The organism is Streptomyces sp. NBC_00258 (assembly GCF_036182465.1).
Lineage (GTDB): Bacteria > Actinomycetota > Actinomycetes > Streptomycetales > Streptomycetaceae > Streptomyces.
In genome coordinates, this window is sequence record NZ_CP108081.1 from 2155760 (window position 1) to 2180419 (window position 24660).

Consider the following 24660-nt stretch of genomic DNA (forward strand, 5'->3'; position numbering starts at 1 on the left):
GTGAAGATCGCTTTTCGCCGTCCGCTCCCATCGTCCGAACCTCCGTGCAAGACTCCGACGATGACCTCGGAGACGATCAACGCGACGGCAGCGGGCACGTGGCGGCTCGGCGACCTCACGGTCAGCCGGCTGGGTTTCGGGACCATGCGGCTGACCGGGAGCGGCGCCTTCCACCAGGGCACGCCGAGCGACCGCGACCGGTCGCTCGGTGTGCTCCGGCGCGCGGTGGAACTCGGCGTCAACCACATCGACACCGCAGCCTTCTACTTCTCGTCCCTGCGCTCGGCCAACGAGCTGGTCAACTCGGCGCTGGCCCCGTATCCGGACGACCTGGTCATCGTCACCAAGGTCGGACCGGGGCGCGATCCGTCGGGCGAGTGGCTGCCGTGGGCCAGGCCCGAGCAGCTGCGCGGCCAGGTGGAGGAGAACCTGCGCCAGCTCGGCCGCGACCACCTCGACGTGGTGAACCTGCGGACGCACGGGCGCCATTCGATCGCCGAGCACTTCGGCGCACTTGCCGCACTGCGGGAAGCCGGGCTCGTCCGCCACCTCGGCGTGTCCGACGTCGACCCCGAGCAGCTCGCCGAGGCGCAGTCCATCGCACCGGTGGTCTGCGTGCAGAACCGGTACGCCCTGGACACCCGTACCGAGATGGGCGACGACGTCCTGCAGATCTGCGGTGAACAGGGCATCGCCTTCGTGCCGTTCTTCGCGATAGCCGGGGAGGGCGGCCGGAAGGGCGCCGACGGCACCCACGAGGCCGAGGTCCTCGACATCGCCAAAGCCCACGACGCGACCCCCGCGCAGATCCGGCTGGCCTGGACACTGCACCGTGGCCCGCACGTCCTGGCCATCCCGGGCACCGGCGATCCGGACCATCTCGTGGAGAACGTGGCCGCGGGCGCGATCAGCCTGTCGGACGACGAACTCGCCCGGCTCGCCTGAGGGTTGAGGAACTCTTCGACATGGGGGACAGCACACTGTGGGTGGCCGCGCTGACGGCCGGGACCGCCGTGCTCGCAAGCTGGGTGACCAGCCGCGGCACCTACCGGGCCGCCCGCATCCAGGCGGACGCGGCCGCCGCGACCGTACAGGCGGACCGGCTCCGGGCGACCCGGCGATCGGCGTACGTGGACGTCATCGAGCAGGCCCAGCGCATGGGAGACCTCTACTGGAAGGTCACCGACGCCGACCAGATCCAGGACCCGGACGAGCGGCTCGCCACCCTGAAGGATCTGCGGATGCGGCTCCGGGGCGAGTACGCCGTGCTGCGTCAGCGGGTCTGGGTGGTGGACCTGGAAGGGTCGGCGGAGGCCGCCACGGCCGCGGACCGGCTCCGCCTCGCGACCGGCGACAACTGGCGGGCGCTCCGCGCGATGATCGAGGGCGAGGAGGGGGCGGGACAGCGGTTCGGCGACTGCTACCGCCCGTTCTGGGAGTCGGTCGTGAACTTCGTCGACCTCGCTCGCACCGCCCTGCACGAGACACGTACGTAAGCACGAGACACGTACGCAGTGACGGCGCGCCTGTGGTGATCGGCGTGTCCGGACGATCATTGGTCGCGCCGCTGCACCGAGGTCACCGCGACAGCGGCGGTGGCCAGGGCCCAGACCACGTAGACGGTCCAGGCGCCGGTCAGCGTCCACGGGTAGGCGACCTGCTGCTGGTCGACGTCGACCAGGCGGGTCCAGGCCCCGGCCGGCAGGGCGTGGTCGGCGACGGCCGCCCAGTGCCGGTCGGCGCTGAAGGCCAGGGGCAGCAGCAGGAGGATCACCACATTGGCGGTCATGGTGGCCGCGCTGTGCCTGATGAGGGTGCCGAGGGCCATGCCGAGGAGTGCGGACACCGGAGCGAGGAGAGCGGACGCCACGACGACGCGCAGCGCACCGGGATGGTCGATCGGGACGCCGATGTGCCGGCCGGACAGAACGGCCTGGGTCAGACCGAACGAGGCCACAGCCACGACCGCGCCGAACACCGTCGTGACGGCCGTGACCACACACACCTTCGCCGCCATCACCGAACGCCGGGCCGGGACGGCCGTGAACGTCATGCGGATCATTCCGGTCCTGTACTCGCCCACGATCGCCGTGGCGCCGATGGCGCTGAGGGCGAGCATGAGGACCATGGCGGCGTTCGCCGTGAAGGCGATCGCCAGCGGGATCCCGTCCCGGACGAAGTCGGCCCGGGAACCCGCGTCCTGCGCCGTCCAGTAGCGGCACGTGTCCCAGGCGGTTCCCACGTTGAACCCGATGACGGCCAGCGCGCCGATCACGAACGCCCACGTGTTGGAGCGCAGCGACCACAGCTTGATCCACTCGGCGGCGACGAGGTCGCGGAACCGGGCGCGGGGTTCGGTGACCTGAGCAAGGCCGACCGTGGCAGTGGCAGTGGTGGCGGCAGCGGCCCTGTCGGTGGTGGTCATCGGGCTTCTCCCGCGAGGTATTCGACGCTGTCGGCGGTGAGTTCCATGAAGGCCTCCTCCAAGGAGGCGGTCCGGGTGGTGAGTTCGTGCAGCAGCACCCGGTGCCGGAGGGCGAGTTCACCGATCCGGTCCGCGGGCATGCCGGTCACCGTCAGCGAGTCGGCGTCCTGGTGGACCAACGCTCCCGCCCCCGTGAGCAGCGCCGTCAGCGCCACGGGCTCCGGCGTCCGTACTGTCACGGTCGGGCTGGTGCCACGGGCCGCGAACTGCGTGAGGCTCTCGGCGGCGATCAGCGCGCCGCGGCCGATGACGACGAGTTGGTCGGCGGTGTTCTCCATCTCGGACATCAGATGGCTGGAGACCAGCACAGTGCGGCCCTCGGCGGCCAGCCGGTGGAACAGGCCGCGGAGCCACTTCACCCCCTCCGGGTCAAGGCCGTTGAGGGGCTCGTCGAACAGCAGCACAGGCGGGTCGCCGAGCAGCGCGGCCGCGATGCCCAGCCGCTGTTTCATCCCGAGCGAGAAGCCGCCGATCCGGCGCCGCCGTGCGCCCGCGAGTCCGACCTCCTCCAGTACCTCGTCCACCCGGCGGCGCGGGATGCGGTTGGAACGGGCCAGGACGGTCAGGTGCGCCAGGGCGCTGCGGCCGCCGTGCACCTCGTGGGCGTCGAGCAGCGCGCCGACGTGGCGCAGACCGCGCGGGCGGTCCCGGAAGCGGCGTCCGTCGATGGTGACGGATCCGCCGGTGGGGTCGTTGAGGCCGAGGACGAGTCGCAGGGTGGTGCTCTTCCCTGCGCCGTTCGGGCCGAGGAACCCGGTGACGTGTCCGGGCCGCACCGTGAAACTCAGGTGGTCGACGGCCGTAGTGTCGCCGTATCGCTTCGTCAGTTCGTTGACTTCGATCACGGGTCCAACGGTCCCCGGCAACACGGCGGTTCGGCATCGGACCGGCGCCGACAATCGCGCGGGGCGGATGTCGACCACGGGTGTACACCCACGGTCCGATGCCCCGCGCAGTTCACGTCATTAGGATCGGCGTATGCCCGCCACACCACGACTTCCCCTGCTCAAGCGCATACCGCCGGGCGTCTGGACGGCGGTGATCTGGTGTGCAGGTCTGGCGCTCACCATGCTCATGCGTTTCCGGTTGCCCGGCCAGGAGGAGGCCGACGCCTATCGCACCGTGCTGCTCAGCAGTGCCAAGTGGGAGGGCTGGACACTTCTCGCGCTGGGCACCGCCCTGACGCTGGGCGGCTGCGTCCTGATGCGCCGTCGCCCGCTGTGGGCCCTCGCCCTGATGCTCGCCGGTTCCATCGCTGCGACGAGCGCGCTGAGCGTCGGTGCGATCCAGCTCCTGCAGTTCCTGGCAGTCGATCTCACGCTGTACTTCATCGCGGCGGCCCGGGCACGCAGGACCGGGATCGTGGCCATCTCCATGGCGCTCTGCACACTGGCCGGGTTCCTGGCCGTCCGGGTTCTGAGCGGATGGGCCATCGGAACCACGACCGAGCTGATCGTGGCCCTCACGGCCGTCATCGCCTGGCTCATCGGCGACTCGATGCACCAGTCCCGGGTGCACGCCGAGCAGGTGCGCGCCCAGGCCGCCGCCCAGGCCGTCACCGCCGAACGGCTGCGGATCGCAAGGGAGTTGCACGACATGGTGGCCCACACCATCGGCATCGTCGCCCTCCAGGCCGGCGCCGCGCGACGGGTCATCGACACCCGGCCCGAGCTGGCGCGGGAGGCCCTCGGCGAGGTGGAGAACGCGAGCCGCGAGACGCTGTCCGGCCTGCGCCGGATGCTCGGCGCGCTCCGCCGGGCCGAACCGGGCCACGCCCCCGAGGAGACTCCGCTGGATCCCTCCCCCGCCCCCGGTCTCGCCGACATCGACCGGCTCGCCGAGCGGACGACGGCCGCGGGCGTCCGTGTCGAGGTCCGCTGGCAGGGCGAACGGCACACGCTGCCCCCGGAGATCGGCATGTCCGCGTACCGCATCGTGCAGGAGGCCGTCACCAATGTCGTACGCCATGCCGGCACCCGTTCCTGTCAGGTGACCGTCGACTGCCGGGACGAGGAGCTGGCCATCGAGGTCGTCGACAGCGGAAACGGCCCTGGGCGCGCCGCGGCCACCGGCTACGGGCTGCTCGGCATGCGTGAGCGGGTCGGTCTGCTGCACGGGGAGTTCTCGGCCGCGCCGCGCCCCGAGGGCGGTTTCCGGGTGGCGGCTCGGCTGCCCGTACCGGCGGGTGTGCGATGACCGTCCGGGTCGCCCTCGCCGACGACCAGCCCCTCGTCCGCGCGGCCCTGCGCATGGTGATCGCCGAGACCTCCGGCCTGGAGGTCGTCGGCGAGGCGGGCACCGGCGCCGAAGCGGTCGCACTGGCCGGGGCGGAGCGCCCCGACGTGGTGGTGATGGACATCCGCATGCCCGGCATGGACGGCATCGAGGCCACCCGGCTGATCGCGGAGGGATCCGGCGGGGCCCAGGTCATCATGCTGACGACCTTCGACGATGACGACTATCTGTACGGGGCGCTGCGCGCGGGCGCGGCCGGATTCCTCGTCAAGGACATGGCCCTGGACGACATCCTCGACGCGATCCGGGTCGTCGCCACCGGGGACGGGCTGCTCGCGCCGAGTGTGACACGCCGTCTCATCAGGGAGTTCGCAGACCGGCCGGTGTCCGCCGCGCCCGCGACGCGCACGGCCCTGGCTATCACCGACCGCGAGCGCGAGGTGCTCACCCTCATCGGAAACGGGCTGTCCAACACCGAGATCGCCGCGCGCCTGTCCATCAGCGTGGCCACCGCGAAGACGTATGTGACCCGACTGCTGGCCAAGCTGGACGCCCGGGACCGGGTGCGGCTCGTCATCATCGCGTACGAGGCGGGGCTGGTCTCGTCTACGCCTTGAGGGTGCGCAGCCAGGTGGTCAGCAGCCGGTTGACCTCCTCGGGGCGTTCCTGCTGCACCCAGTGGCCGCAGCCCTCGACGAGGTGCGAGGAGACCAGGCCGGGGAGCGTGGTGGGGAACGCCTCGATGGCACTGGCCAACCAGGCGATGGAGGCGTCGAGCCGGCCCGCGACGAAGAGCGACGGCTGGGTGATCGGGGCGCCGTCCCATTCGGCGAGGTCCTCCCAGTCCTGGTCCATGCTGCGGTAGCGGTTGAGCGCGCCGGTGAATCCGGTGCGCTCGAACTCGCCTGCACAGAAGTCGAGTTCGTCGTCCGAGAGCCAGGACGGCCGGTCCTTCACGAACCGGTCGGAGAGCTTGCCGCCCTTCGGGACGAAGAAGACGCCGGCTTCTCCCTCCTCCGGCATGGTGTCGGCCGACAGCGTGGCGTAGAAGCCCGTCAGCCATGCCCGTACGTCCGGCTCGATCTCCGACTCCGCCCGGCCGGGCTCCTGGAAGTAGCGGACGTAGAACTCCTCGTCCCCGCCGATCATGGCGAAGGCGTCGGTCGGCCGGATCCCGCCCCGCGGCGCGTACGGCACGCCGAGCAGTCCCACCGCGGCGAAGACATCGGGTCTGAGCAGCGCGGAGTCCGCGGCGATGGTCGAGCCCCAGTCGTGGCCGACGATCACGGCGGTCTCCTCGCCGAGGGCACGGACGACGGCGACGTTGTCCTCGACGTGCGCCCCGATGCGGTACGCCTCCACGGGGTCGGGTACCGACGACCGCCCGTAGCCGCGTACGTCGATGGCGACGGCGCGGTAGCCCGCCTCGGCGAGTGCGGGGAGCTGGTGGCGCCACGAGTACCAGAGCTCGGGAAAGCCGTGGACCAGCAGGACCAGAGGGCCGGTGCCCTGTTCCACGAGGTGGATACGGCCGCCGGGGACGTCCACCAGTCGATGCTGGGCGCCTGCCGGGGTGAACGGGTCGACGGACTGCGGCATGGGTCCTCCTCGGGCTGGAAAGCACTGATTCCGATCATGGCGCCGGTTCCGGGAGGGTGCGAGGGACGTTGCCGTTTCGGCAACAACGCACTGATGGGGCACACCACCCCGGCTGTCTGTGGCGCCGGCCCATGTCCGGCGGGACGGTCGCGGTTACAGGCGAGTTCACGCCGACTCCGAACACTCGGCCGGGCCGGTGAACCAGACCGAGCGGCGCCACGTACTGAAGGAGGGCGTTCACCTAACGGAAGCGCCCACAGCAGTGACGCTGTGTCAGGACAGTCGCACGGGAGCCGTGGATGAGGCATGCACGACGGAACGTTCAGCGGATCGCACGGTTCGCCGCAATCGGCGGATTGGTGTGCGGGGGGCTGATGGTCTCGCATGCCGTGGCAAACGAGACGTCGGACGATCCGAAGGCTCCGAACGCCCAGACCCGGGCTGCCCGGACCGGCCAGGAGCTGGTCACCGAGCTGGGCACCTCGCGTACGGCGGGCAGTTGGATCGACGCGAAGGGGCGCCCGGTCGTCGCGGTGACCGACGAGGAGGCGGCGGCCGACGTACGTGGCGCGGGTGCCGTCCCCAAGGTCGTCCGCTACGCCATGAAGGATCTGCGCTCCGCCACCGACACCCTCAAGGACGCGCCGAAGGTGGCCGGCACCTCGTGGTCGATGGACTACGCCTCCAACCAGGTGGTGGTCCGAGCCGACACCACCGTCTCCGCGGCCGAGTGGGACCGGCTGGCCAAGGTCGCCGAGAGCCTCGGCAAGTCGGTACGGATGGAACGCATCGAGGGCACGTTCACCCCGCGGGTGAACGGCGCGTCGCCGCTCTTCGCCAGCGCCGGACGCTGTTCGGCGGGCTTCAACGTGACCAACGGACAGGCCAACTTCATTCTCACGGCGGGTCACTGCGGGCCGGTGGGCACGACGTGGTTCTCGGACCAGCAGGGAAACCAGCAGGTCGGAGCGACCGTGTCCGGCTCGTTCCCCGGCGGTGACTTCTCGCTCGTGCAGTACGGCCCGGGCACGACGCTCAGCGGCGCCGACCTCGTGGCCGTCGGCAACGGCGAGGGCATACGGATCATCGGAGCGGCCGACGCCGCCGTCGGACAGAAGGTGTTCCGCAGCGGCAGCACGACCGGGCTCCAGTCCGGCGAGGTGACCGGGTTAAACGCCACCGTGAACTACCCGCAGGGCACGGTGAGCGGGCTCGTCGAGACCACGGTGTGCGCCGAACCGGGCGACAGCGGCGGCCCGATGTTCGCCGACGGGCTGGCCATGGGCATCACCTCGGGCGGCAACGGTGACTGCCAGAGCGGCGGTACGACGTTCTTCCAGCCGGTCACCAAGGCGCTCGACTCGCTCGGCGTGAAGCTGGTGACCGAACCCGGGGCGGGCGGCCAGGCGACCCCCTCCTCCGGGAGCACGGGGAACACGGGCAGCGCCAACAGCGGCGCGGACGCGGCGACCCCTCCCGGCACGTCCTCGACCGCTCCCGGCGGAGCGGTCCTGCCCGGGGCAGGGGGAGGATCGGCGTCCGAGGGTCAGAGCGACAGCCTGGCCTCGGCGCTCGAGCGGGTCGCGGACTTCAGGAACCTCGGTCCCGGACTGTTCGTCATCGCGGGCAGCCTGGTCGCCCTGGTGGCCCTGCGAATCCGCTCGGAACGCGGACGCAGGCGGTACCGCAACCAGTACTCGCAGAGCTGGGGCTGACGGCGGCCGGCTGCGATCCGCCATGGCTGGATCCCCGCACATATACCGGTTCACATAACTGAAACAGTCGATAGTGCCCATTGTCGTCCATCGTGCCCGTGGCGCTGGTTCAATCGTTCGACATGACTCTCAAGGGGCGAGCCCGGGAACGCGGTCAACTCGATCTGCTCGTCAGGGAGTTGCGCGAAGGGCTCAGCGGTGTGGTGGTGCTGCGGGGCGACGCCGGTATCGGCAAGACCGTCCTGCTGGAGCACGCGGTGACCGAGGCCGCCGAACTGCGGGTGCTGCGGGCGGTGGGCGTGGAGGCGGAGTCAGGTTTCCCGTTCGCCGCGCTGCATCGGCTGCTCGTCCCCTTGCTGGACGGGCTCAAGGAACCCGGCGTCCTGCCCGTGACCCAGCACACGGCGCTGCGGGTGGCGTGCGGGCTGGCCGAAGGACCGCCCCCGGACGGGTTTCTGGTGGGGCACGCGACGCTCACCCTGCTCGCCGAGACCGCGAAACGGCGGCCCGTGCTTGCGCTCGTCGACGACGCGCAGTGGCTCGACGAGGAGTCCCTCGGCGTGCTCGCCTTCGTGGGCCGCCGGGTGCACGCGGAGGGCGTCGGCCTGCTGTTCGCCGCGCGGACCGGATTCGACGTACCCGCCGGCCTGCCCGTCACCGAAGTCGCCGGTCTGGAGGAGCCGTTCGCGCTGGAGCTGCTGCGGGAGGCCGTGCCCGGACAACTCGATGCCCGGGTCGCGGCGCGGATCGTGGCCGCGACCGCCGGGAACCCGCTCGCGCTGACAGACCTCGGTCTCGAACTCTCCGCCGACCAGCTCTCCGGCGGGCTCGCGCTGCCCGAACCCCTGCCCGTGGGCAGCAGGTTGGAGGCGCACTATCTTCAGCGGGTCCGGGAACTGCCGGGGTCCGCACGCACGTGGCTGCTGCTCGCCGCCGCCGAGCCGAGCGGCGACCTCGGCTACCTCACCAGCGCCGCGCGACAGCTGGGGATCGGTGCCGAGGCGTCGGATCCGGCCGAGGCCGCCCGCCTCGTGGTGCTGCGCTCGGCCGCGGAGTTCCGGCACCCGCTCGTGCGGTCGGCGGTGTACGGCGCAGCCACCGGTGCCGAGCGAAGACGGGCGCACCGGGCGCTCGCCGAGGTCACCGACCGCCCGGCCGACACCGATCGCCGGGCCTGGCATCTCGCCGCGGCCGCGATCGGCCCGAACGCCGATGTCGCCGCCGAACTGGAGTGGACGGCCGACCGTGCGGGTTCCCGCGGCGGGTACGCCGCCCGCGCCACCTACCTGACCCGGGCCGCCGAGCTGACACCCGAGGGCAAGGTCCGGGCCGGGCGGCTGCTCTCGGCGGCCGAGGCCGCGCTGCGCGCCGGGGCGCCGTTGCAGGCGGAGTCGCTGCTCGACGGGATCGACGTGGATCTGCTCGGCGACGTCGGCCGGGGCCGGGCCCTGCTGGTCCGGGCGCACACGATCATCGCGCTGGGCGACGCGGACTCGTTCGCGCGGGCTCCCGCACTGTGTCTGCGTGCCGTGCCCTTCCTCGCCGGTGGAGCGCCGGAGCTCGCCCGCGAAGCGCTGCTGAGAGCGGTGGAGCGTGCCATCACCGCGGAACACCTCATGCGGGACACCACGGTGGCGGAGATCGCCCGGGCCATCGAAGGCCTGGTGCCCCGCACCGGGAACGCGACCGGCATCGACCTGGCGCTGCGCGCGTTCGCCGTCCTGGCCACCGAGGGCTACGAACGCGCCGTGCCCCACGTACGGCGGGCCTGCGCGGTGCTGCTGGACCCGCGCACCCCCGACGAGCAGGTGCTGCGGGGCTACATGCCCGTCGTCACCCTCTCGATGATGCTGTGGGACGAGGTGACGCACTCTGCCGTGATCCTGCGGGCCGCGGACGCCGCCCGCGCGACCGGCGCCCTGATGCAGCTCGACATCGCCCTCTACTGCGCGGTGATGTCGGAAACCAACCTCGGCGAACTGACGGCCGCCGACGAACTGCGTGCCGAGGGAAGCCAGATCCGCGCGGCGATCGGCGCCACGGACGACATGTGGGCCATCTACCGCCATCCCGAACTGCTCGCCTGGCACGGTGAACTCGACGACCTCCCCGCGGTCCTGGACGGGTCGATGGGGTCCGGCACCTGGCTGGGCAACGGCGCTGTCGAGTCCATCGCCCGCATCGGCATGGTCGTCCTGGCCCTGAGCCGCGGCAACTACGCCCAGGCCCGCAGCACCACCCATGAACTGATCGAGCACGACGTCCTCGGGGTGCACTCCCGGCTGCTCCCTCACCTGGTCGAGGCAGCCGTACGCTGCGGCGACCGCGTCCTGGCCACGGCGGCCCTGCGCACGCTGACATCCCGGGCCTCCGCCTCCGGCACCCCCTGGGCACTGGGACTGCTGGCGCGCTCGCGGGCCCTGCTCGCCGCCACGAGCGAGGCGGAAGCCCTGTACCGCGAGGCGATCACCCTGCTGTCGGGCACCCGGGCCCGTTCCGATCTCGCCATCGCCCATCTGCTGTACGGCGAGTGGCTGCGCCGCCGCAAGCGCCGCAAGGACGCCCGTGAGCAACTGCGCACGGCCGTCGCGATGTTCGACGCCATGCGTGCCATGGGTTACGCCGCCCGTGCCGCCCAGGAACTCGCCGCCACCGGCGAGCACCCCAGACGCGGTGCGGCGGGGACGACCGACGCGCTGACCCCGCAGGAGCTCACGATCGCCCGTCTCGCCAGGTCGGGCGCGACCAACGCCGAGATCGCCGCCCAACTGTTCATCAGCGCGAGCACCGTCGACTACCACCTCAGGAAGATCTTCCGGAAGCTCGACGTCACGTCCCGGCGCCAGCTCGCCCGCACCCCGGACCTCTGAACGGGTTCACGACTACGCGCTCCACGGGATTCGAGGACGACCTGCCCCGCCGGACGATCGGGCGGTCGGAACGAACCCACAGACGGGAGCACCCCCCATGCCGTACGTGACCGCCTCCGACGGTGCACGGATCCACTACAAGGACTGGGGACAGGGCCGCCCGGTCGTGCTCAGCCACGGGTGGCCCCTGAACGCGGACAGCTGGGAGGCGCAGCAGCTGTTCCTCGCCTCGAACGGCTTCCGCGTCATCGCCCACGACCGCCGTGGCCACGGCCGCTCCACGCAGACCTGGCTCGGCAACGAGATGAACACGTACGCCGACGATCTCGCCACGCTCGTCGACGCGCTCGATCTGCGGGACGCGACGCTCGTCGGGTTCTCCACCGGCGGCGGCGAGGTGGCCCGTTACGTCGGCCGGCACGGCACCGCCCGGCTCGCCCAGCTCGTACTCGTCTCCGCCGTACCGCCGTTCATGCTCAAGACCGACGACAACCCGGACGGTGTACCGGTCGAGGTGTTCGACGCGATCCGCGCCGGCTCGATCGCCGACCGCTCGCAGCTCTACCGCGACCTGGCCGACGGGCCGTTCTTCGGCGGCAACCGGCCGGGCGCAGGCCCGTCCCAGGGGGTCCGCGACGCGTTCTGGCTCCAGGGGCTCCAGTCCGGGCACCGGAACGCGTACGAGTGCATCGCGGCCTTCTCCGCCACCGACTTCCGAGCCGACCTGGACGCCTTCGACGTGCCCACGCTCGTCATCCACGGCGACGACGACCAGGTCGTGCCCTTCGAGGTGGGCGGCAAGGCCTCCGCCGCCCGGATCAAGAACGCGTCGCTCAAGGTCTATCCGGGCGCGCCGCACGGCATCACCGACACCCACAAGGAACAACTCAACGCCGATCTGCTGGAGTTCCTCAGTTCCTGAGGCACCTCGCGAGCACCCGTGCGGCGCAACTCACGTACCAGTGGGGCGCCTTGAGGCACTCCCGAAGCTCCGTCCGCATGCCCAGTCACCGACATGCCCCGACCCAGAAGGAGCTCTTCACATGACGTCCGAACGTCACCCCCGCCGCCGTGTCCTCGGCGGCATGCTCGCGGCCGGCACCGGCGCGCTCGGCCTCGGCGGCGCGCTGCCCTCCGCGTCGGCAGCCGGAGGCAGACCCGCGGCCGGCGGTGCCAAGCCGACCGTCGTCCTGGTCCACGGCGTGTTCGCCGACGCGTCCGGCTGGTACAAGACCATGGCCGGACTGCAGGACGCCGGTTTCCCGGTCATCGCCGCCGCGAACCCGCTGCGCACCCTGGCCGGCGACTCCGCGTACGTCTCCAGCATCGTCGACACGATCCCCGGCCCGGTCATCCTGGTCGGACACTCCTACGGCGGCGAGGTCATCACCAACGCCGGGCGCGGCCACACGAACGTCAAGGCGCTGGTGTACGTCGCCGCGTTCGCCCCCGACGAGGGCGAGAGCGCGCTGCAGCTGGCCGAGCAGTTCCCGGGCAGTCAGCTGCCAGGCGCCCTGGTGACCCGCCCGTTCCCGCTGCCCGCGGACGCGCCCGCCGGCGATCCCGGCCTCGACGGCTACATCGACCCGGCGAAGTTCCGCGAGGTCTTCGCCGGCGATCTGCCGCGCTCCGAGACACGGCTGATGGCGGCCGCCCAACGCCCGGGCAGCGTCGGCGGTCTGGCGGGCAGGAGCGGCGCACCGGCATGGAAGTCGCTGCCGTCCTGGTATGTGATCCCGACCGCCGACAAGGTCATCCCGCCCGCCGTGCAGCGCTTCATGGCACAGCGGGCGGGGAGCAGGGTCGTCGAGGTCAAGGGCGCCTCGCACGTCGTGATGATGTCCCGTCCCGCCGTCGTCGTCCGCCAGATCCTGGCCGCCCACCTCGCCACCCGCTGACCGACCGGAAGGAAAGCCCATGAGCAAGCCGGACACCATCGTCCTGATCCACGGCTTCTGGGTCACGCCCCGCAGCTGGGAACACTGGATCGACCGCTACGAGAAGCAGGGCTACCGAGTGATCGCGCCCGCCTACCCCGGGTTCGAGGTGGAGGTCGAGTCCCTCAACGCCGACCCGACGCCGATCGAGGCGATCACCGCGCCCCGGATCGTCGAGAGCCTCGCCGACGTGATCCGCGCACTCGACAGGCCGCCCGTCCTGATCGGCCACTCCGCGGGCGGGGCCTTCACCCAGGTCCTGCTGGACCACGGCTTCGGGGCGGCGGGCGTGGCCATCAACTCCGCGCCCACCGAGGGAGTGCGGGTGACCCCGCCGAGCCAGGTGAAGTCCACGTTCCCCGTGCTCAAGAACCCCGCCAACCATCACAAGGCGGTCGGCCTCACCTTCGAGCAGTGGCACTACGCGTTCACCAACACGTTCCCCGAGGAGGAGTCCCGGGCACTGTACGAGCGGTACGCGATCCCCGCCTCGGGCCGCATCCTGTGGAACAGCGTGCTGGCCAACCTCCAGCCCGGCCACCAGGACATCTGGGTCAACTACCACAACGACGACCGGGCCCCGCTGCTGTTCCTCTCCGGCGAGGAGGACCATCTGATGCCGCCGAAGGTGCAGCAGTCCAACGCCAAGCACTACAAGTCGAAGACCGTCACCGAGGTCAGGGTGTATCCGGGACAGCCGCACCTCATGCCGGCCTCGCCCGGCTGGGAGGAGATCGCCGACCACGCGCTGTCCTGGGCCGTGGAACACGCCAGGTAGGGCACGCAATGCGCCCGGGGCGACCGCACGGGCCGCCCCGGGCCGCCGTAAGAGACGGACAGAAACCGACAGAAACCGACAGAGACCGGATCGGATCGGATCGGAAGGGATCACCGCATGCCCTCGGAGGGGGTCACCGCATGACCGAGGTCCGTGTCACGCACATCGGCGGTCCGACCACGCTGATCGAGATCGACGGCTGGAGGCTGCTGACCGACCCGACGTTCGATCCGCCGGGCGGCCGCTACGCGTTCGGCTGGGGCACCTCCTCCCGCAAGCTGGCGGGCCCCGCCCTCGCCGTCGCGGACCTGCCGCCGATCGACGCCGTCCTGCTGACCCACGACCACCACGGCGACAACCTGGACACGGCGGGACGTGCCCTGCTGCCGGGCGTCGGCACCGTACTCACCACGCCGTCCGGGGCGGGAAGGCTCGGTGGCAACGCGCGTGGTCTCGCGGCCTGGACGAGCACGCGGCTGGAGGCACCCGGACGCCCGGCGATCGACGTCACGGCGACTCCGGCCCGACATGGCCCGCCGCTGTCCCGGCCGGTCACCGGTGACGTCATCGGCTTCGCGCTCCGCTGGGAGGGCCAGCGGCACGGCGTGCTGTGGGTCTCCGGCGACACCGTCCTGTACGAGGGCGTACGGGAGGTGGCCCGCCGTCTGGACGTGGGCACCGCCCTGTTGCATCTGGGCAGTGTCCGTTTCCCGCTGACGGGCCCTGTGCGCTACACGATGAACGCGGCGCAGGCCGTCAGCCTGTGCGGTGAGCTCCGGGCGCACACGGTCCTGCCCGTGCACTACGAGGGCTGGGGCCACTTCCGGGAGGGCCGGACCGCCATCGAGGCGGAACTCGCCGGTGCTCCGGCCGACATCCGTAACCGCTTCCGCTGGCTGCCCACCGGAAAGGCCTTGGACGTCACGGTGTGACGCCCGGACCGGGAGGGTTCCTTCGGCCCGGCGGTCCACGGCGCATCCGTCCCCGCTCCCGTCCGCCGGGAAGCGCGGACGGTTTACTGGGGGGCATGACGCACCCCAGTCACAGCCCCGGCCGAGCCCCCGGCCACGCCACTGGCGCTGCCGCCGCCACCGCTTCCGCTTCCGCTTCCGCTTCCGCTTCCGCTTCCGCTTCCGCCGAGGACCGTGCCCCCGTCATCGTCAGCTCCCCCGGCTCCTTCGCCCGGAGCGTGCTCGACGAGCGGCACCCGGCCCTCATCGAGCGCGTACGGCGGGCCACCCCGTATCCGCCCGAGCAGCAGCGCGCGCTGGACTCCCTCCTGGAGGAGATCACCAAGGGGGTCATCGAGCGGCTCGACGACAGCGAGCCCGGCGCCGAGCGGTGGGCGGACGAGCCCTACTACGGGCAGCGCTGGCCGGAGGTACCGTTCCTGTGGGCGGAGAGCCTCTTCTACCGCAAACTCCTGGCCGCCCTGGGCCACTTCACGCCGGGACCGTGGCAGGGCATCGACCCCTTCGCCCCGTTCAAGAACGCCGAACTCACGAGCTCCAAGGTCGACGAGGAGCTGGTCGCGCTCGACCGCCTGCCCGGACTCCCGGCGGAGGAGCAGGACCGCACGCTCCTGCTCTCCTCCCTCTGGGGCAACCGGGCCGATCTCGGCTTCCAACTGTCCGCGGGCGCCGAGGGGTTGGGCGAGCGCGTGACGGGTCTCGTCGTCGACGACTCCCCCGCCCTCCTGGAGACCCTCGAAGCCGGCGAACCCGGAAAGGTCTGTCTGGTCGCCGACAACGCCGGCCCCGAGCTGCTTCCCGACCTCGTCCTCGCCGACCATCTCCTGACCACGCGGCGGGCGGCCACCGTCGTCCTGCACCTCAAGCCGTACCCGTACTACGTCTCCGACGCGACCACCACCGACACCTTGGCCTGTCTCGACCGTATGACCGGGGCATCCGGACACGCGACGGAGGTCGGCGAGCGGCTGCGACAGGCTGTCAGCAGCGGTCGGCTGATCCTGCGCACCCACCCGTTCTCCTGCGCGCCGCATCCCTACGAGCGGATGCCTTCCGATCTCCGGGAGGACTTCGCGTCCGCCACGCTCACCGTGATGAAGGGCGACCTCAACTACCGCCGCCTGGTGGGCGACCGCCACTGGCCGGCCACGACACCGTTCGCCGAGGCCACCGCGTACTTCCCAGGTCCCGTGGCGGCGCTGCGGACGCTCAAGTCGGACGTCGTGACCGGACTCCCACCCCAAGTGCTGGCGGAGCTGGACGCCGGTGAAGAAGTGTGGCGCACGAGCGGGACGCACGCCCTGGTCCAGTTCGGCGCGTGAGCGTTCCGGTTGTGAGGGCTGAGCTGTTTGTCCCCTCATGGGGTGGTGGGTGCCGCTAGCGTGCGATGGTCACCGTTCGCGTGAATGTGCATGACATGCACAGGGGGGAAGTCAGCTATGGGGAACAAGCGTGTGCTGAGACATCCGGCACGGCTGATCATCGCGTTGCTCGCCGGGTTCGCTCTGGTCCTGACCGGCACGGGCGCCGCCCACGCCACGACCACCGTGGAGATCCCGGCACCGACCGAGGGCGGCATCTCGGCGACCGTGAAGTTCTACGGGACCGTGGTGCCTCAGCCCTACAACCCGGATCCGACCGCCTACTTCGGCGACCGAAAGTGCCAGCTCATCTACCACGACTACGACCCGACGGCGGGCTGCGGGGGCTTCAAGCTCGGCGTCGTCCTGCACAACGTCCGCAACCAGCCCGGCTATCTGGCCGGCCTCAACAGCACCGCCAACTACTTCCAGGCGCACGCCGACACCGCCCGTACCTTCGGGTGCCTCCGCGCCGACGGCAGTTTCGACCACGGCACGAGCTTCGTCGTCCGCACCGAGCAGCAACGCCTCGGCTCGAGGTACTACGAGCCGGACAGCAACTGGATCCTGTCCAGGCACCGGAACAACGAGGGCGAGTTCGGCCCGCACTTCTTCGTCAACTTCCCTCCCGTGGAGGTGAATTGCCCGGCCGGCATGACCGCGACCCAGTACGGGCTGAAGGTCAGCAACGTCAACATCAGCATTGACGACGCGAACGTCTTCGGTACGACGACGTGGAGTACACCGGGGCCGTTCTACGGGTGACCCACTGTGCTTCTGGCGCCCGGACCCTCGGCGGGGTCCGGGCGCCCTTTCCCTGCCGAGGCAGGCAGTCCCGTGGCCAGTAGCGCGCCGAGTGCGGCGACCGCGGCGAGGACGGCCAGCGCGGTTCCCCTCTCGGAGGCACCGGCCGGTGCGAGCGTCGTGGCCACGGCAACCCCGAGAGCCGGACCGATGTTCATCGCGGTCTGCTGGAGTCCGCCGGAGACGCCCACCGACCGCACGGACGCCTCCCGCACGACGACCGCCGTCGCGGTGACCATCACGGGGGCGAAGCCGGCCCCCAGCAGAAGGAAGCAGCCGCCGATCGCCACGGAGCCCGACGTCTGGTCGAGCCGGGACATCAGAAGCGTGGCGAGGGCCACAAGAACCATGCCCGCCACGGTCGTTCGGCGCGGTCCGTACCGTCGCATCAGTACGGCCGAGACCGGCGCGCCGACCACCATGGCCACCGCGAGCGGCAGCGCGAGGAGGCTGCCGCGGAGGGGGTCGAGGCCCAGAACGTCCTGGAGGTAGTACGTACTGAGGAACAGCGCGCCGAACAGCACCGCCGACGCGGTGAGCAGGACGCCGAGTGCCGAGGTGATGGTGGTCGAGCGGAACACGTCGGGCGGCACCAACGGCCCTGTCGTACGCCGCTCGTGGCGGACGAAGGCGGCGCACGCGGCAGCTGTGCAGAGGAGTCCGAGCGCGCTCGCGGCCGTCCAGCCGGTGTCCGGCAGACCGACGAGGGTGTGGACCAGGCACACCAGCGTCACCCCCAGCAGGCACGCGCCCGGCAGGTCGAGGCGGACGTCCGAGGCCTCCCTCGGCACCCGCGCCGCAAGGGCGAGCACAACCGCCGCCAGCGCCGGGACGAGGCCCAGGAAGAAGACGGACCGCCAGCCGAAGTGGGTTGCCAACGCCCCGCCGACCAGCGGGCCGAGCGCGGCGGCGGCCCCGATGGCACTGGTGCGCACGGCTATCGGCATACCGAGGCGGTCGGGCGGATACGCGGCGCGCAGCATGCCCAGGGTCGCCGGCTGCAGCAGCGCGCCGAAGACCCCCTGTACGACACGCAGGCCGATGACCCAGCCCACGCCCGGTGCCAGGCCGATCGCCGCCGAGGTGACGGCGAAGCCCAGCATTCCGAGGGCGAAAACCCGTCGGTGTCCGTACCGGTCGCCGAGGCGTCCGGAGAAGACGAGCAGGCTCGCGACGGCGATGAGATAGCCGGTGCTCGTCCACTGCATCTGGACGAACGAGGCGTCGAGGTCACGCCCCAGGCTGGGCTGTGCGACGGTCAGCGCGGTCCCGTCGAGGGCGACGAGCGCGGCCCCGGTGATGCCCGCGGTGAGCGTGAGGCGCTGGTCTCGCGCCGAGTTCACCGGGGCTCCGGCCCGAGGTGGGCGTCCAGGGCGGCCCGTACGAGGGGTTCGACGCCGTCCGCCCCCGTCGCGAGCTGGAGACTGCCCCAGCCCCACAGTTGTGCGATGCCGTGCAGGTTGGCCCAGAGGGCGCCCGCCACGTCCGGCGCCCGCATGTCGGGGCGTACCCGACTCACCAGGTCGGCAAGGGAGTTGAACAGCGGCAGGCTGGTCTCGCGCAGTCCCAGGCTGTTGCTCTCCAGCAGGTCGTGACGGAACATCAGCTCGTACATGCCGCGGTGCGACAGCGCGAAGTCGACGTAGATACGGGCCAGTGCCGCGAGTTGGGCACGCGGGCTCGCCTCACGGCCGTCCGGTTCCTCACCGCCTCCCGGCTCCTTGCCGCCCCGCAGTTCCTCGGCGACCTCGGCCCCCAGTTCGGCGAATCCCTCTCGCGCGATCGCGGAGAGCAGTTCCAGGTGGGTCGGGAAGTAGCGGCGCGGCGCGCCGTGCGAGACACCCGCCCTGCGGGCGATCTCCCGCAGGGAGAGGGCCTGTGCCCCCTCCTGGGTCACCAGGTCCACGCCCACGGCCACCAAACGGGCTCGAAGTCCCGCCTCCTGTTCGGTCATGGACACTGTCTACCAGTGGCGCGTAGACAGTGTCTACTCTCGACCGCGGGTGCGTTCCCCGCTGAGCGAAGGTGTGTGCCCGGCCGATCTGCGGGGCCCGCGAACCACCGTCGCGCGCACCGCATACCATCACCGTGATGAGCAGCAGGACGCACCGGCGACCGCACCGCGTCACGCGGGACGCGGTGCTGCGCCCTGCCCTCGCCGTGCTGCTCGCGGCGCTGGTGATGTGTCTGGGGTACGTGCCCTCGCACGGCCGGGCGGCTCCGGTCGCCGATCCCGTCGTCACCGTCTCCGTCGCCCAGGAACGGCTGGGCTCCCCCGCCGAGCACGACCGGTGCTGCGGCCTGCCCACCCGGGAGGCGAGGGCCGTACTCCCCGTGGGGGCGCACCCCCTGCCCGCGGTGCTGCCGCGTATGCCGGTCGTGGCGCGCCCTGCCGTGGCTACGCACGTCCCCGTCCTGCCGCCCGCGCGTGGCGCTCCCGATCTCCATGTCCTCCAGGTGCAGCGGATCTAGACCGACGTCCATGACCGAGACGTCCGTCCGACCCCTCACCCACCGCCGCCCGAAGGAACCGGCGCGGCGGGGACAAGGAACGCATTCCCATGAGCAGGACCAGCAAGAAGTCGGCCGCCGCGGCGCGCAAGGCGCGCGTGGAGGAGCTGCGGCGGGCGGAGAAGGCCCGCGAGCGCAGAAACCGTATCCTCACGATCACGGTCAGCACGGCCATCGTCGTCGGGCTGGTCGCCTTCGGCGCCTACGGCCTCAACAAGGCGAACGAAAAGGACGAGCAGCAGCAGGCGGCCGTGAAGAAGCCCGTGAAGGGCGAGAAGTCCTGGAACGCGAAGAAGCTGACGCAGAACCATGTCGCGAAGGCCGTGTCGTACCCGATGAACCCGCCGGTCGGCGGCGACCACAACCAGGCGTGGATGACCTGTGACGGCTCGGTCTACACGAAGGCGATACCGAACGAGAACGCGGTGCACTCGCTGGAGCACGGCGCGGTCTGGGTGACGTACAACGACAAGGCCGCGGACGCCGATGTGAAGACGCTGTCCGACAAGGTCGCCAAGACCCCGTACACGCTGATGAGTCCGGTGAAGGACCAGGCCGGGGCCATCATGCTGTCGGCCTGGGGCAAGCAGCTGACCGTGGACAAGGCGTCCGACCCGCGGGTCCAGCAGTTCCTCACGAAGTACGTGCAGGGCGCGCAGACCCCGGAGCCGGGGGCCGCGTGCACGAACGGGATCGACGCGTCCTGACGTGCCGGCGCCGGGCTCTTCCGAGGGCCCGGCGCCACGCCGTACCTCCGTCTCTGGCAGGCTCACCCCAGGCGCATCGTTCCGATCCCGAGCAGGACGTCCCCGACGGGACGTCCTCAGCAGGAGGCGTGAGATGGAGACGCTCGACTCGCAGGATCCGCTGTCCGTCGCGGTGACCGAGGCGATCCGCGGCGGTGACCTGCCGACGCTCCGGCAGTGCCTCGCCGAACACCCCGGCCTCACCGACACGCGGATCGTGCGGCGCGGCGCCGGGGCCGGGTCGCGCAGCCTGCTGCACATCGCCGCGGACTGGCCCGGCCACTACCCGAACGGTCCCGCCGTCGTCGCCGTCCTCGTGGCGGCGGGCGCCGACCCCAACGCCCGCTTCGAGGGCGCCCATTCGGAGACCCCGCTGCACTGGGCGGCCAGCAGCAACGACGTGCCCGTACTGGACGCACTCGTCGAGGCGGGCGCCGACATCGAAGCCACGGGTGCCGTGATCGGCGGTGGCACACCGCTCGCCGACGCCCGCGGCTTCGGCCAGTGGCGGGCGGCGTACCGGCTGGTGGAACTGGGCGCGCGTACGACCCTCATGGACGCCGCGACGCTCGGTCTGCTGGACCGGGTCAAGGAGGTCGTCGAGAGACCCGAACCGCCCGGCCGCGACGCCGTCACCCGTGCCTTCTGGGGCGCCTGTCACGGTGGCCAACTGGCCGCCGCCGACTACCTGCTGGCGCGGGGGGCCGATCTCGACTGGGTGGGCTACGACAACAAGACCCCTCTCGACATCGCACGGACGACCGACGCGGACGGGGTCGTCCAGTGGCTGCGGGAGCACGGTGCGAGGGGCCGCGCCGAGCTGCCCTGACCGTTCGCACGGGATCAGGGCCCGGCGCCGTGCCTACGCCTGTCTCGGCCGGACGGGTGGGTGCGCGCGGGCCGCGTCGACCGCCTCGCCCGCCCCGGCCCGCCATCCGGCCGTGCCCCGGTCCGCGGTGCCCGGGGACAGCAGCCGGGTCAGTACGAGCATGGTCTCCAGGTGGCGTTCGGAGTCGGGGCAGTTGCCGTCGGTGAGCTGGGTGATCTGGCGGAGGCGGTAGCGGACCGTCTGTTCGTGGACGTGCAGGCGTTCCGCCGTGAGGACGGCGTTGTCGCCGCAGCGCAGATACACGAGCAGGGTTTCGAGGAGCGGTTCGCGGCGGCGGGGCGGGAGTTCCAGGAGCGGCCCGAGGAGCTCGGCCGCCGCGGCTTCGAGGAGGTCGCCCGACCGGAACGCGGTGAGGACGGCCACGTGGTCGACGCAGCGCAGCGGCGTGTCGGCGGGCAGAGCCCCGCGCTCGACGAGGTCCAGGCCGCGCCGCGCCCACCGCAGAGACACCGCGCCCCGGTCGGCCGGCACCACGGGCCCGAGGGCCGCCCCCCTGGTCTTCGGAAGCCAACGCGGGCCCGGCGTACGGGGGTTGGGCAGGATGAGGTAGGGCGCGGCGGGGCTGCGGTCGGCGAGGATCTCGGGCGGCAGGACGTGTGTCTGCGGATGGTCGCCCGGTGGCAGGGCGAGGACGGCAAGCGTGCGGGGCAGCCGCCAGTCGGCAGCCGCCGCCAGCTCGGCGAGCGGCCGGGCCCGGTCGTCTGGTTCAGCGACCAGGGCGTCGCGCAGCCGGTCCCGCTGTACGTCGAGCGGGGCGCGGTGGCTCTCCTCCGTGTAGCCGCGTGTCGCGGCCGCGATGGCCGTCCCGATCAGGGTGAACGTGTCCTCGGTGAGCGTCGCCAGCAGGGGCGCCGGCCAGTGGAGGCGGTACGCGTCCTTGATGAGCCGGCGGCACGCCACCCGTCCCGCCAGGTCGAGGGCGTCCCGCAACACGTCGAGGGGGCAGCCCAGGCGGCCGTGCCGCGCGCCGATGCGTTCGTACAGGGCGATGATCTCGGCGGTGGCGGCCGGGCCGGGCCGACCGGTGTCGTGGATCGAGACGAAGCAGTTGACCGTGCGGTCGATGATCTGGCGCACCGAGTAGCCGTATGTGCCGTCGACGATGTGCGTGTAGTGCGGCAGGCCGGTGCGGACTGCCTCCTCCATCTCGTCGATGGCGGCCGGCATGTGCAGCAGCAGCATCCGCCGCATCTCGCCCGGGAGCGGCGTGTACTGAGGGTGCGGGTCCTTCGTGCGCGCGGATCGTTCGTGCGTGTTGGTGCGCGCGGCCCGTTCGTGCGTGGGGGTCAAGGGGCCTCCCGTGGATTCCCGTGGGGCTGGGCAGCCTCCGGGACCTGTGTGACGTACGCCAGATTCCGCGCGCGGACCGGCGGCGAAAGTGTCACCCGGCTTACACTCCGGACCACGACGACTCACTGTCCCGTGCTAGGCCCTGTCGCCAACTCCCGTCGTCCGCCCGGAGGGCGGGCCCTTCGGCGGCATGGGGGTCCCCCTGGTCGAGCGAAGTCGAGAGCTCGCACAATCGTGCTCTCGGCGTGCCGTGTGCGCATGCGCACACGGCGTCGCAAGGGCAGACGGGAGTTCGACCACAGGGTCTAGTAAGGGAGTTGGACGTGTCTGCTGTCGATCCGCTCTTATCCAGGCGCCCTTGGCACGATCTGCCTCCGGCGCTCGCCCCGCTGCTCCGGGCCCGGCTTCCGGAGCTCACCACGGAGATGGTGCAGGCCATCCGCAGAGAGGTGCGCGGCTACCGGCAGCCGATCGGCTCCGCCGTCGCCCATGACCTCGCCGAGGCGGTCCGGCTGGCCGCGACGCAGTTCACCGAGCTGGTGGAGGAGCCGGACGCGCCGCAGCAGCACTATGTGCCGCGTTTCAAGCGGCTGGGCAGACTGGAGTACCTGAGCGGGCGCGGCATGGACGGGCTGCAGGCCGCGTACCGGATCGGCGCCCGGGTGGCGTGCCGCCGCTATATGGACGTGGCCCGGGAGGCCGCGTTCTCCGGGGAGATCGCCGTCCCGCTGAGCGAGGCCGTGCTCACGCACATCCACGCGATGGCCGAGGGGTCGGTGGCGGGCTTCGAGGAGGCGCGGGCCGGAGCGGCCGACGAGGTGCTGCGCACCCGGCGGCTGCTCGCCGCGCGGCTGCTGGAACGCAACCGGGATCCGCTCGCGGAACCGCTTCCCGATCTCGCCCGCAGGGCCGCCTGGCCGCTGCCGGAACGGGTGCGGTGCGCGGTACTGCCCGCCTCCGCCGACCTGACCGCGGTCCACGAGGACGTGCTGCGGGTGAGCCGGGGCGGCGAACTGCATCTGGTGGCGCCCGACGACAGCCTGCTGACCGTCCTGGAGGGAACGGAGGTGGCGGTGGGCCCGAGTGTGCTGCTCAACGAGGCGTGGGTCTCGCTGCACTGTGCCCGGCTGGGGCGGCGCCTCGGGAGGCTCAAGGCCGAGGACCATCTCGCGGAACTGCACCTACTGCACGGTTCGCCGATCGGAACTCTCCTCACCGACCAGGTACTCGAGCCGTTGCGTACCCTGCCGCCGGGCAAGGCGGAGCGGCTCACGGACACGCTCGACGCGCTGCTCACCTCCGGTGGGCGGACCGCCCCGGAAGTCGCCGCCACCTTGGGCATCCATCCGCAGACCGCCCGCAACCGGCTGCGCCAACTCGCCGCGCTGTACGGCGACAAGCTCGACGACCCGGCATTCCGGTTCGACGTTCAGCTGGCGCTGCGCAGCAGGTCAGTGCGCCGTTCCTTACTGCCCTGACAAACTTCCGTACGGAATTCAGCAGTTGAACCAGAAGCGGTACTGACTTTCGGTCAGCATGCTCTGGCCGCATGAGACATGCCAGCACCCGCGCAGCGAAACGCCTCGGCCTCCTCTCCGGCGCCGCCGCTCTGGCGGTGGGTCTGGGCCTCCTTCCCCAGGAGGCCCAGGCCGGGCCCGGAGACTTCCAACGGGGCCCCGACCCCACCGAACAGTCCATCACCGCCGAGCGAGGTCCCTTCGCCACGGCTCAGACCACCGTCGACGGTCCGACCTTCAAACAGGGCACCGCCTACTACCCCACCGACACCAGTCAGGGCACGTTCGGGGCCGTCGTCGTCAGCCCCGGCTTCGTGACACCGGAGGCGCTGATCAGCTGGTACGGCCCCCGCCTCGCCTCACAGGGCTTCGTCGTCCTGACGCTGGAGACCAACTCGGGCTTCGACCAGCCCGACGACCGGGCCACCCAGATGCTCAACGCGCTGGACTACCTCGTCCAATCCAGCTCGGTGCGCAACCGCATCGACCCCAACCGCCTTGCGGTGATGGGGCATTCGATGGGCGGGGGCGGCTCGCTCAAGGCGTCCGAGTCACGCCCCGCGCTCAAGGCGGCCGTGCCGCTCATGCCGTGGAGCAACGACAAGACCTGGCAGACCGACCGGGTGCCCACGATGATCATCAGCGCCGAGAACGACGCCATCGCCTCGCCGGCCTCGCACGCCGAGGTGTTCTACAACAGCCTCACCGCCGCGCCGGAGAAGGCGTACGTGGAGCTCCGGGGCGCGGACCACAACGTGGCGCTCGGCTCCAACGTGACGATCGCGAAGTACAGCATCGCCTGGCTGAAGCGGTTCGTCGACGAGGACGTGCGGTACGAGCAGTTCCTCTGCCCGGCACCCGCACCCAACACACAGATCAGCGAGTACCGGAACACCTGCCCCACGGGATAGCCCACCCCAGGGGGGACGGTCGCGCGGTCCGTACGCGGACC

At 71.4% G+C, this 24660-nt stretch carries 23 protein-coding genes; 17 read left to right on the forward strand and 6 right to left on the reverse strand.

Annotated features, from left to right (window positions below; all coding sequences use genetic code 11):
• Window positions 1-60: 60 nt before the first annotated feature.
• Window positions 61-945: an oxidoreductase gene (locus OG718_RS10010; RefSeq protein ID WP_328843944.1), complete on the forward strand. Its 885-nt coding sequence runs from the start codon at window positions 61-63 to the stop codon at window positions 943-945.
• A 20-nt stretch (window positions 946-965) separates the two neighbouring features.
• Window positions 966-1496: a hypothetical protein gene (locus OG718_RS10015; RefSeq protein WP_143641109.1), complete on the forward strand. Its 531-nt coding sequence runs from the start codon at window positions 966-968 to the stop codon at window positions 1494-1496.
• 56 nt (window positions 1497-1552) lie between these two features.
• Here the strand turns inward: OG718_RS10015 and OG718_RS10020 are convergent, their stop codons facing one another.
• The gene (locus OG718_RS10020; RefSeq protein WP_328843945.1) at window positions 1553-2425 is read right to left on the reverse strand and encodes an ABC transporter permease; all 873 of its coding nucleotides are present in this window, start codon (window positions 2423-2425) and stop codon (window positions 1553-1555) included.
• Window positions 2422-3330, reverse strand: a complete 909-nt coding sequence (locus OG718_RS10025) for an ABC transporter ATP-binding protein (RefSeq protein ID WP_143641108.1) — start codon at window positions 3328-3330, stop codon at window positions 2422-2424. Before OG718_RS10025 ends, OG718_RS10020 begins: the two co-directional genes overlap by 4 nt.
• Before the next feature lie 133 nt (window positions 3331-3463).
• On the opposite strand from OG718_RS10025, the gene OG718_RS10030 reads away from it, so the two are divergent.
• Both OG718_RS10030 and OG718_RS10035 read left to right on the forward strand, forming a co-directional pair.
• The gene (locus tag OG718_RS10030; RefSeq protein WP_328843946.1) at window positions 3464-4681 is read left to right on the forward strand and encodes a sensor histidine kinase; all 1218 of its coding nucleotides are present in this window, start codon (window positions 3464-3466) and stop codon (window positions 4679-4681) included.
• Window positions 4678-5337 (forward strand): response regulator transcription factor, encoded by a 660-nt coding sequence (locus tag OG718_RS10035; RefSeq protein WP_328843947.1) that lies wholly within the window; start codon window positions 4678-4680, stop codon window positions 5335-5337. The genes OG718_RS10030 and OG718_RS10035 overlap by 4 nt, the downstream gene beginning before the upstream one ends.
• On the opposite strand, the gene OG718_RS10040 is transcribed toward OG718_RS10035, so the two are convergent.
• A complete protein-coding gene (locus OG718_RS10040) occupies window positions 5327-6319 on the reverse strand; it encodes an alpha/beta fold hydrolase (protein ID WP_143641105.1) in 993 nt (330 codons plus the stop codon). The two genes, OG718_RS10035 and OG718_RS10040, sit on opposite strands and share 11 nt — an antisense overlap.
• A gap of 299 nt (window positions 6320-6618) precedes the next feature.
• Here OG718_RS10040 and OG718_RS10045 point away from each other — a divergent pair, with 299 nt between their 5' ends.
• From OG718_RS10045 to OG718_RS10080, 8 genes are all read left to right on the forward strand, one after another.
• Window positions 6619-8034 (forward strand): S1 family peptidase, encoded by a 1416-nt coding sequence (locus OG718_RS10045; protein ID WP_328843948.1) that lies wholly within the window; start codon window positions 6619-6621, stop codon window positions 8032-8034.
• Window positions 8035-8156: 122 nt separating this feature from the next.
• Window positions 8157-10904, forward strand: coding sequence for a helix-turn-helix transcriptional regulator (locus OG718_RS10050; RefSeq protein WP_328843949.1), 2748 nt, complete (start codon window positions 8157-8159; stop codon window positions 10902-10904).
• A 97-nt stretch (window positions 10905-11001) separates the two neighbouring features.
• Window positions 11002-11826: an alpha/beta fold hydrolase gene (locus OG718_RS10055; protein ID WP_143641102.1), complete on the forward strand. Its 825-nt coding sequence runs from the start codon at window positions 11002-11004 to the stop codon at window positions 11824-11826.
• A 121-nt stretch (window positions 11827-11947) separates the two neighbouring features.
• On the forward strand, window positions 11948-12802 hold the full coding sequence (locus OG718_RS10060) for an alpha/beta fold hydrolase (RefSeq protein WP_143641101.1): 855 nt from the start codon (window positions 11948-11950) through the stop codon (window positions 12800-12802).
• A 19-nt stretch (window positions 12803-12821) separates the two neighbouring features.
• Entirely contained in the window at window positions 12822-13619 is a 798-nt protein-coding gene (locus OG718_RS10065) for an alpha/beta hydrolase (RefSeq protein WP_143641100.1), read from the forward strand.
• 140 nt (window positions 13620-13759) lie between these two features.
• On the forward strand, window positions 13760-14551 hold the full coding sequence (locus tag OG718_RS10070; RefSeq protein ID WP_328843950.1) for an MBL fold metallo-hydrolase: 792 nt from the start codon (window positions 13760-13762) through the stop codon (window positions 14549-14551).
• A gap of 95 nt (window positions 14552-14646) precedes the next feature.
• The gene (locus tag OG718_RS10075; RefSeq protein ID WP_328843951.1) at window positions 14647-15912 is read left to right on the forward strand and encodes a damage-control phosphatase ARMT1 family protein; all 1266 of its coding nucleotides are present in this window, start codon (window positions 14647-14649) and stop codon (window positions 15910-15912) included.
• 117 nt (window positions 15913-16029) lie between these two features.
• Window positions 16030-16716, forward strand: a complete 687-nt coding sequence (locus OG718_RS10080; protein ID WP_143641097.1) for a hypothetical protein — start codon at window positions 16030-16032, stop codon at window positions 16714-16716.
• Here OG718_RS10080 and OG718_RS10085 read toward each other — a convergent pair.
• The gene (locus tag OG718_RS10085; protein WP_328843952.1) at window positions 16707-18098 is read right to left on the reverse strand and encodes an MFS transporter; all 1392 of its coding nucleotides are present in this window, start codon (window positions 18096-18098) and stop codon (window positions 16707-16709) included. The two genes, OG718_RS10080 and OG718_RS10085, sit on opposite strands and share 10 nt — an antisense overlap.
• Window positions 18095-18709 carry a TetR/AcrR family transcriptional regulator gene (locus OG718_RS10090; RefSeq protein WP_328843953.1) on the reverse strand — a complete coding sequence of 205 codons (615 nt, stop codon included), beginning with the start codon at window positions 18707-18709 and terminating at the stop codon, window positions 18095-18097. The genes OG718_RS10085 and OG718_RS10090 overlap by 4 nt, the downstream gene beginning before the upstream one ends.
• A gap of 137 nt (window positions 18710-18846) precedes the next feature.
• Here OG718_RS10090 and OG718_RS10095 point away from each other — a divergent pair, with 137 nt between their 5' ends.
• From OG718_RS10095 to OG718_RS10105, 3 genes are all read left to right on the forward strand, one after another.
• On the forward strand, window positions 18847-19227 hold the full coding sequence (locus tag OG718_RS10095) for a hypothetical protein (protein ID WP_143641094.1): 381 nt from the start codon (window positions 18847-18849) through the stop codon (window positions 19225-19227).
• 89 nt (window positions 19228-19316) lie between these two features.
• Window positions 19317-19973 carry a DUF3105 domain-containing protein gene (locus OG718_RS10100; RefSeq protein WP_143641093.1) on the forward strand — a complete coding sequence of 219 codons (657 nt, stop codon included), beginning with the start codon at window positions 19317-19319 and terminating at the stop codon, window positions 19971-19973.
• Window positions 19974-20106: 133 nt separating this feature from the next.
• Window positions 20107-20841, forward strand: coding sequence for an ankyrin repeat domain-containing protein (locus tag OG718_RS10105; RefSeq protein WP_143641092.1), 735 nt, complete (start codon window positions 20107-20109; stop codon window positions 20839-20841).
• A 33-nt stretch (window positions 20842-20874) separates the two neighbouring features.
• On the opposite strand, the gene OG718_RS10110 is transcribed toward OG718_RS10105, so the two are convergent.
• Window positions 20875-22191 (reverse strand): helix-turn-helix domain-containing protein, encoded by a 1317-nt coding sequence (locus OG718_RS10110; protein WP_186001337.1) that lies wholly within the window; start codon window positions 22189-22191, stop codon window positions 20875-20877.
• 323 nt (window positions 22192-22514) lie between these two features.
• Here OG718_RS10110 and OG718_RS10115 point away from each other — a divergent pair, with 323 nt between their 5' ends.
• Both OG718_RS10115 and OG718_RS10120 read left to right on the forward strand, forming a co-directional pair.
• On the forward strand, window positions 22515-23669 hold the full coding sequence (locus OG718_RS10115; protein WP_306936106.1) for a helix-turn-helix domain-containing protein: 1155 nt from the start codon (window positions 22515-22517) through the stop codon (window positions 23667-23669).
• A gap of 71 nt (window positions 23670-23740) precedes the next feature.
• Window positions 23741-24619: a poly(ethylene terephthalate) hydrolase family protein gene (locus OG718_RS10120; protein ID WP_143641089.1), complete on the forward strand. Its 879-nt coding sequence runs from the start codon at window positions 23741-23743 to the stop codon at window positions 24617-24619.
• The last annotated feature ends 41 nt before the right edge of the window (window positions 24620-24660 follow it).